Raw genomic sequence first — 8,420 nt, forward strand, 5'->3', positions numbered from 1 at the left:
GGGACGCGCCATATTCACTTGACCGTAGTGGCCACTAGCGGTTCAACGTTTTGGATGAATTGTACGAAGAGAGGTCGCTTTACACGTTTTTGCGGTGCTGAGCTGATCGCCTATCAGAGGCCCTGTTGTAGCGCCGGATCATCCGGGTTCTGTTGCTCCAGTTGGGCGAGCAGCACCTGAACGTTCTGCAACTGCCCGGTCTCTTTCCAGTAATTGACCAGCAACACGCGGGCTTTGCGATTGGCGGGATGCCGCTGGACGATTTCTTCCAGCTGGCGCTGGGCCGCCTCTACTTCGTCCTGGGCGTGCAGGGTGGTGGCCAGGTCATAGCGATAATCCGGGTTGTCTGGCGCAAGCTCCACCGCCTTGGACAGGCCGAGCAGGGCGTAGGGGCGCTCGCCATGGTGCAACAGCCAGATGCCCAAGGCATGTTGCAGGTAGGCCGACTCCGGATGCGCCGCCAGTTGCCGGGCCAGCAGTTGGCGCGACTCGTCGGTCTTGCCTTGCTTGTCCAGCAGTTCGATTTGCGATACCACCGCTTGCAGGTTGTCCGGCTGCAAGCGCATTGCCTGCTCCAGGGCGTTTTGCGCCTCCGGCAGCAGGGCGCTGTGGATGTACAGACGCGCCAATTGAATCCAGCCTTCAGCGGTTTCGGGCTGGGCCTTGAGCGTTGTCACGAATTCATCGAGCACCTGCTGCAGTGGGCCAAAGTACAAACCCAGTGTATCGGGCGACAGGCCCAGCAAGGCGTTGGCGGCGGCAAAGCGCACCGATTGTTCCGGATCGTCCAGCACCGGGCCGAGCAGTAAGGTGCGCTGGCCAGTGGGCACCAGGCCGACGATGCTGTGAATAGCGGCTTCGCGCACCAGCGCCGACTCATTGGCGAGGTCTTTATCGGCCAGCTTCAGCGCCTGGGGGCTGGGGTAATTGGGCAGCTCAGCATGCAAGGCGGCGCGGCGCTCGGGCGACAGGTCCGGCCGGCCCAGCTGTTGGTACAACACACGTGCGGCGCCGGGCTCGCCGTTATGCGCCTGCTTCAAAGCCTTGGAATAGCCATGGGCGATGGCTGGGGGGACGGCCACTGCCGGGGTGCGAGAGAAAAACCAGGTGATCAGTACGATCAGCAACAGGGCGCACAGGCCGATGATGGAGTAACGGCGTGACTTTGACATGCAGGCGTCCGAAAGCTTGGGCAGCAAAGTTCCAAGCTTCGGTCAGTGCGAGGCGAGTGTCAAACCCGCGTCAGGTCAGCACGTAGTCCGCAGGCTCCAACGCAGGCGGCAGGTTGACTTCGCCAAGGGCGGCGAGGATCTCGCGCTCCAATGTCCGCAGGATAGCGTCACACGGCAAGTCGTTTTCGTCGAAGCCGAAGGGGTCTTCCAATTCGTCGCCAATCGCATCCAGGCCAAAGAAGGTGTAGCTGACAATCGCGGTGAACACTGGCGTCAACCAGCCAAGTGGCTCGGCCATGGCGAATGGCAGCAAGATGCAGAACAGGTAAATGGTGCGGTGCAACAGCAGGGTGTAGGGAAAGGGCAGTGGCGTGGTCTTGATACGCTCGCATGCCGCCTGCACCTGGCTCAAGCTGACTAGCCGGGCTTCCAGTTGGGTGTAGCGCCATTCGCTGATCACGCCCTGTTGTGCCAGGACCGAAAAGCGCGCACCGACCGTTTGCAGCACGCTGTCCGGCAAGTTGGGGTGGCCCACTGGCATGCTGATCCAAGGGTGTATCGCCCGGGCTTGATCTTCATGGCGCAAATGCGCGACCAAGCCATGGGCAAAACCGCACAGGCCGCGCAGCAGGCCAGCACGCTCGGCGGTGTCCCCCAGCACCTGGGTCTCGCGAATCAGCGAGCGCACGTCAATGACCATTTGCCCCAGTTGCTTGCGGCCCTCCCACCAACGGTCGTAGCAGGCGTTGTTGCGAAAACTCATGAAGATCGACAGTGACAGGCCCAACAAGGTGAAGGGCGTAGCGTTGACCTTGGAAAAATAGGCGGGGTGCAGGGTTTCCACCAGCACGATGACCGAGGCCAGCAGCGTGACCAGCAGGCTGCGCCAGGCAATGCGCTTGGCAATGGAGCCTTTGAGGGAGAACAGGATACCCAGGACGTTGGGTTTGGGGCGAACGATCATGGCGGGCTTCTGTGGCGGTGCAGATCATCAGGGTAGAAGCTGGCACCCGGAGCGTCCAATCACTTGGATCGACCGCCTGATCAGTCGACTCAATGACTCTTTGTAGGAGCGATCTTGCTCACGAAAAACGTCAACAATAACGCGCGCATCCTGATTAAACGCGGCGACTGTGAGTTTTTCGCGAGCAAGCTCGCTCCTACAGATAGCCATGGCCAAACCAGTCAGCCAAGTTGAAGGCTTTGACCATTGCTGCTACGCCGCTCTGGAGCGACTATTTCAGCGCTTTTTTCGAGTTGTAAACGTCCTGAAAATAAAAACACAGAAGGATAGGAAGCGATGCGTGAGTATTTGGCTGCCACCACCGAGTTTGATTACCAGCACACCGTCGACGCCGCACTGGCCGGCAATCTGCAAGCGCTCAATGCCTGCGTGGAATGCTGTGACCGTCACGCGTTGCCGGGGCGCATCGCGTTGTTCTGGGAGGGCAAGGACGGACGCAGCGCCACGTCAACCTTTACCGAACTGCAAGAGCAGGCCGCGCGTTTCGCCAACTTCCTCTTGGCCCAGGGCGTCAAGCGCGGTGACAAGGTGGCGGGCCTGTTGCCCCGTACTGCCGAATTGTTGGTGGTCGTGCTGGCGACGTGGCGCATCGGCGCGGTCTATCAGCCGCTGTTTACCGCGTTCGGACCCAAGGCAATTGAACATCGCTTGAACAGCTCGGGCGCAGCGCTGGTGGTCACCGATGCAGTGAACCGTCCCAAGCTGGCGGAAGTCGCCGACTGCCCGACCATCGTCACGGTCGCCGGGGCCAAGGGCGAAGGTATCGTGCGGGGCGACTACAGCTTCTGGGCCGAACTGCCCAGCTACTCTTCTCACTGCGAGCCGGTGCTGCTGGGCGCAGAGGAGCCGTTCCTGCTGATGTTCACCTCCGGCACCACCGGCCCGTCCAAGGCGCTGTCGGTACCGCTCAAGGCCATCGTCGCGTTCCAGGGCTACATGCGCGACGCCGTGGACTTGCGCCCCGAGGACGCGTTCTGGAACGTTGCCGACCCGGGCTGGGCCTATGGCATCTATTTCGGCGTGACCGGGCCGTTGTCCATGGGGCACCCGATCACCTTCTACGATGGCCCGTTCACCCTGGAAAGCACCTGCCGGGTGATCAATAAATACTCAATCACCAACCTGACCGGTTCGCCCACGGCGTATCGCCTGCTGATTGCCGGTGGCGAACAGTTCGCGCGTTCGATCAAGGGCAAGCTGCGCATCGTCAGCAGCGCCGGCGAGCCGTTGAACCCGGAGGTGATCCGCTGGTTCGCCGACAACCTGGGCGTGACCATCCACGACCATTACGGCCAGACCGAGCTGGGCATGGTGCTGTGCAACCACCACGGCCTGGTGCATCCGGTGCATGTCGGCTCGGCGGGTTTTGCCTCGCCGGGGCATCGCATCGTGGTGCTGGATGACAACCATCAGGAGCTGCCGGCCGGCCAGCCCGGCATCCTGGCCATCGACCGCGAGCAATCGCCTATGTGCTGGTTTGCCGGGTACGACGGCGTGAAAACCAAGGCCTTTGTCGGCAAGTACTACCTCAGCGGCGACACCGTGGAGCTGAACCCGGACGGCAGCATCAGCTTTGTCGGGCGCAGCGACGACGTGATCACTACATCCGGCTATCGGGTGGGCCCTTTTGATGTGGAAAGCGCGCTGGTCGAACACCCGGCGGTGGTCGAGGCTGCCGTGGTCGGCAAGCCTTGCCCGGAGCGCACCGAATTGGTCAAAGCCTTTGTGGTGATCAGCGAGCAATACCGTGCCACCCCGGAGCTGGCTGAAGAACTGCGCCTGCACGTGCGCCAGCGCCTGGCCGCCCATGCATACCCACGGGAAATCGAATTTGTCAGCGACTTGCCCAAGACCCCGAGCGGCAAGCTGCAACGCTTTATTTTGCGCAATCAGGAAATAGCCAAGGCCCAGGCGGCCGTGGCTTGATCCCTTTAAAAGGAAACAACGATGCAGATTGAAAACAAGGTATTCCTGGTCAGCGGCGGCGCGTCGGGCCTCGGCGCGGCCACCGCTGAAATGCTGGTCGCCGCAGGTGCCAAGGTGATGCTGGTGGACTTGAACGCCGACGCCGTGGCCGCCAAGGCCGAGCAACTGGGCGACAACGCCCGCAGTGCCGTAGCAGACATCAGCCAGGAAGCTGCTGCAGAAGCGGCGGTGAAGGCAGCGGTCGAGGCCTTTGGGGGCTTGCATGGCCTGGTCAACTGTGCGGGTGTGGTGCGCGGCGAGAAGATCCTCGGCAAGAACGGCCCGCACGGCCTGGCAAGCTTTGCCCAGGTAATCAACGTCAACCTGATCGGCAGCTTCAACCTGCTGCGCCTGGCCGCTGCGGCGATCGCTGAAACCGAGGCGAATGCCGACGGCGAGCGCGGCGTGATCATCAATACCGCCTCGGTGGCGGCATTCGATGGGCAGATCGGTCAGGCTGCGTACGCCGCCTCCAAGGGCGCGATCGCCAGCCTCACCTTGCCTGCCGCCCGGGAACTGGCGCGCTTTGGTATCCGGGTGATGACCATCGCACCGGGCATTTTCGAAACGCCGATGATGGCCGGCATGACCGACGAAGTCCGCGACTCCCTGGCTGCAGGCGTGCCGTTCCCGCCACGTCTGGGCAAACCCGCCGAATATGCCGCGCTGGTACGCCACATCATTGAAAACAGCATGCTCAATGGCGAGGTGATCCGTCTCGACGGTGCCTTGCGCATGGCCGCCAAATAAGGAGCAATGGCTATGAACGATCCTATTGTTATTGTCAGCGCTGTGCGTACGCCCATGGGCGGGTTCCAGGGCGACCTTAAAAGCCTGACCGCGCCGCAATTGGGCGCTGCCGCCATTCGTGCGGCGGTCGAGCGTGCTGGTATCGCCACCGATGCCGTCGACGAAGTGCTGTTTGGCTGTGTGCTGCCCGCCGGGCTTGGGCAGGCACCTGCCCGCCAGGCTGCCCTGGGCGCCGGGTTGGGCAAGGGCACGCGCTGCACCACCCTCAACAAAATGTGCGGCTCCGGCATGGAAGCGACGATTCTGGCCCACGATTCGCTGCGCGCTGGCAGTGTCGATGTGGTGATCGCCGGCGGCATGGAAAGCATGTCCAACGCCCCGTACCTGCTGGACCGGGCGCGCAGCGGCTACCGCATGGGCCACGGCAAGGTGCTGGACCATATGTTCCTCGACGGCCTCGAAGATGCCTACGACAAGGGGCGCCTGATGGGCACCTTTGCCGAGGACTGCGCCGAGCACAATGGTTTTACCCGTGAGGCCCAGGACGCGTTTGCCATCGCTTCCCTGACCCGCGCACAAGAGGCCATCACCCACGGCAGCTTTGCCAGTGAAATCGTCCCGGTGCAGGTCACCGTGGGCAAGGAACAAAAAACCATCCTCCATGATGAGCAACCGCCAAAAGCCAAGCTGGACAAGATTGCCAGCCTGAAACCGGCGTTCCGTGACGGCGGTACGGTGACAGCGGCCAACTCCAGCTCGATCTCCGATGGCGCCGCGGCGTTGTTGCTGATGCGTGAGTCCGAGGCGCTCAAGCGTGGCCTCAAGCCCTTGGCAGTCATTCACGGGCACGCCGCGTTTGCCGATGAGCCGGGGCTGTTTCCGGTGGCGCCGGTAGGAGCGATCCGCAAGCTGATGAGCAAGACCGGCTGGAGCCTGGACGAGGTGGACCTGTTCGAAATCAACGAGGCCTTCGCCGTGGTCAGCCTGGTGACGATGAGCAAGCTGGAGATTCCCCACGACAAGGTCAACGTGCACGGCGGCGCCTGTGCATTGGGCCACCCCATTGGTGCCTCTGGCGCACGTATCCTGGTGACGTTGCTCGCGGCCCTGCGCCAGAAGGGGCTCAAGCGTGGCGTCGCAGCCATTTGCATTGGCGGCGGTGAAGCCACGGCCATGGCCGTTGAATGCCTGTATTGAGGATGACCTATGTTGCCCAATGACGAACAACTGCAGATCAGCGACGCCGCCCGGCAATTTGCCCAGGAACGTTTGAAACCCTTCGCCGCCGAGTGGGACCGCGAGCATCGCTTTCCCAAGGAAGCCATCGCGGAAATGGCCGAACTGGGCTTTTTCGGCATGCTGGTGCCAGAACAGTGGGGCGGTTGCGACACCGGCTACCTGGCCTACGCCATGGCCCTGGAAGAGATCGCCGCGGGCGACGGTGCCTGCTCCACGATCATGAGCGTGCACAACTCGGTGGGTTGCGTGCCGATCCTCAAGTTTGGCAATGATCAGCACAAAGAGCAGTTCCTCACGCCCCTGGCCAGCGGCGCCATGCTGGGTGCTTTTGCGCTGACCGAACCCCAGGCCGGCTCCGATGCCAGCAGCCTGAAAACCCGTGCGCGCCTTGAAGGCGACCACTATGTGCTCAATGGCTGTAAACAGTTCATCACCTCCGGGCAAAACGCCGGGATTGTGATTGTGTTTGCGGTCACCGACCCCGCTGCGGGTAAACGTGGGATCAGCGCGTTTATCGTGCCCACCGATTCGCCGGGTTATACCGTGGCGCGGGTGGAAGACAAGCTGGGGCAGCATGCCTCGGACACCTGCCAGATTCTGTTTGAAGACGTGAAAGTGCCGGTGGCCAACCGCCTGGGCGAGGAGGGCGAAGGCTACAAAATCGCCCTGGCCAACCTGGAAGGCGGCCGCGTGGGCATTGCCTCCCAGTCGGTGGGCATGGCCCGCGCCGCCTTCGAAGCGGCCCGCGACTATGCCCGTGAGCGTGAAAGCTTTGGCAAGCCGTTGATCGAACACCAGGCCGTCGCCTTTCGCCTGGCCGACATGGCCACCCAGATCGCCGTCGCCCGGCAGATGGTGCATTACGCCGCCGCCCTGCGTGACAGCGGCAAGCCAGCGCTGGTGGAAGCGTCCATGGCCAAGCTGTTTGCCTCGGAAATGGCCGAGAAAGTCTGCTCAGCCGCCTTGCAAACCCTGGGCGGTTACGGTTACCTGAACGACTTCCCCCTGGAGCGGATCTACCGCGATGTGCGGGTCTGCCAGATTTACGAAGGCACCAGCGATATTCAACGCATGGTCATCTCACGCAATCTTTAAGGAGCCGATACATGAGTTACGAAACCATCCTGCTTGACGTCCAGGGCCGTGTCGGGCTGATCACGCTTAACCGCCCCAACGCGCTGAACGCCCTGAATGCACAACTGGTCAGCGAGCTGAACCAGGCGCTGGACAGCCTGGAAGCCAATCCTGAAATTGGCTGCATCGTGCTGACCGGCTCGAAAAAGGCCTTCGCGGCCGGTGCCGATATCAAGGAAATGGCCGAGCTGACCTACCCGCAGATCTATATGGACGATCTGTTCAGCGACAGCGACCGCGTGGCCAACCGTCGCAAGCCGATCATTGCCGCCGTGAATGGTTTCGCCCTGGGCGGCGGCTGTGAACTGGCCTTGATGTGTGACTTTATCCTTGCCGGCGACACCGCCAAGTTTGGCCAGCCGGAAATCAACTTGGGCGTGCTGCCGGGCATGGGCGGCACCCAGCGCCTGACCCGTGCGGTGGGCAAAGCCAAGGCCATGGAGATGTGCCTGACCGGGCGTTTTATCGACGCGGTGGAGGCCGAGCGCTGCGGGGTTGTGGCGCGCATCGTGCCCGCCGATGAACTGCTGGAGGAAGCACTGAAGGTGGCTACCCTGATCGCCGGTAAATCTGTGCCGATCAGCATGATGGTCAAGGAAAGTGTGAACCGTGCGTTTGAAGTCAGCCTGTCTGAAGGCGTGCGTTTTGAGCGTCGGGTGTTTCATGCGGCGTTTGCGACCCAGGACCAGAAGGAAGGCATGGCCGCGTTTGTGGCCAAGCGGGCGCCGGAATTCAAGGATAAGTAAGCCTGATGGGTGTGTGGCCTGCCAGCCGACACCTACCTGACACCCCAACGATCCAACTGTGGGAGCTGGCTTGCCTGCGATGGCGGCCTCCCAGCCGGCGCCTATCTACCTGATCCCCTGCGGTCAAACTTGTGGGAGCGGGCTTGCTCGCGAAGGCGGCCTAGCAGTCAACGCAGTTGGATTGTGTACATATCCATTGCTGCGGTAACGGCCACTTAGGGTTCCGCCCTGACGGCGGCTCACTTTGCAAAAGCGGCAAAGTAAGCAAAACGCTCTTGCCCCACCACTCGGCACCTCGCTTAGGCTCGGTGTGCCCGTAATTCGTCAGTGATTTGGGGGGCCGCCGCCACGCGCCATCCATGGCGCGGGGCGGCTAAACCGGCATCCCTG

General features: G+C 62.2%; 7 protein-coding genes. 5 read left to right on the top strand and 2 right to left on the bottom strand.

The window, feature by feature from the left end; genetic code table 11:
- Positions 1-113: 113 nt before the first annotated feature.
- Together E1K68_RS14245 and E1K68_RS14250 are read right to left on the bottom strand one after the other, a co-directional pair.
- Positions 114-1,172: a tetratricopeptide repeat protein gene (locus tag E1K68_RS14245; RefSeq protein WP_212614275.1), complete on the bottom strand. Its 1,059-nt coding sequence runs from the start codon at positions 1,170-1,172 to the stop codon at positions 114-116.
- A gap of 70 nt (positions 1,173-1,242) precedes the next feature.
- Entirely contained in the window at positions 1,243-2,136 is an 894-nt protein-coding gene (locus E1K68_RS14250) for a bestrophin family protein (RefSeq protein WP_014718479.1), read from the bottom strand.
- Between the two features lie 336 nt (positions 2,137-2,472).
- On the opposite strand from E1K68_RS14250, the gene E1K68_RS14255 reads away from it, so the two are divergent.
- From E1K68_RS14255 to E1K68_RS14275, 5 genes are read left to right on the top strand one after another with little or no spacing between them, the layout of a single operon-like run.
- Positions 2,473-4,122 (top strand): AMP-binding protein, encoded by a 1,650-nt coding sequence (locus E1K68_RS14255; RefSeq protein WP_212614276.1) that lies wholly within the window; start codon positions 2,473-2,475, stop codon positions 4,120-4,122.
- 21 nt (positions 4,123-4,143) lie between these two features.
- Entirely contained in the window at positions 4,144-4,911 is a 768-nt protein-coding gene (locus tag E1K68_RS14260; protein WP_212614277.1) for an SDR family NAD(P)-dependent oxidoreductase, read from the top strand.
- Positions 4,912-4,923: 12 nt separating this feature from the next.
- Positions 4,924-6,108, top strand: a complete 1,185-nt coding sequence (locus tag E1K68_RS14265; protein WP_212614278.1) for an acetyl-CoA C-acyltransferase — start codon at positions 4,924-4,926, stop codon at positions 6,106-6,108.
- A gap of 9 nt (positions 6,109-6,117) precedes the next feature.
- The gene (locus E1K68_RS14270; RefSeq protein ID WP_003191237.1) at positions 6,118-7,245 is read left to right on the top strand and encodes an acyl-CoA dehydrogenase; all 1,128 of its coding nucleotides are present in this window, start codon (positions 6,118-6,120) and stop codon (positions 7,243-7,245) included.
- An 11-nt stretch (positions 7,246-7,256) separates the two neighbouring features.
- Positions 7,257-8,030 carry an enoyl-CoA hydratase gene (locus E1K68_RS14275; RefSeq protein ID WP_003191236.1) on the top strand — a complete coding sequence of 258 codons (774 nt, stop codon included), beginning with the start codon at positions 7,257-7,259 and terminating at the stop codon, positions 8,028-8,030.
- Positions 8,031-8,420: the final 390 nt, after the last annotated feature.

Origin of the sequence: Pseudomonas sp. B2021 (genome assembly GCF_018135665.1) — a bacterium.
GTDB lineage: Bacteria > Pseudomonadota > Gammaproteobacteria > Pseudomonadales > Pseudomonadaceae > Aquipseudomonas > Aquipseudomonas lactis.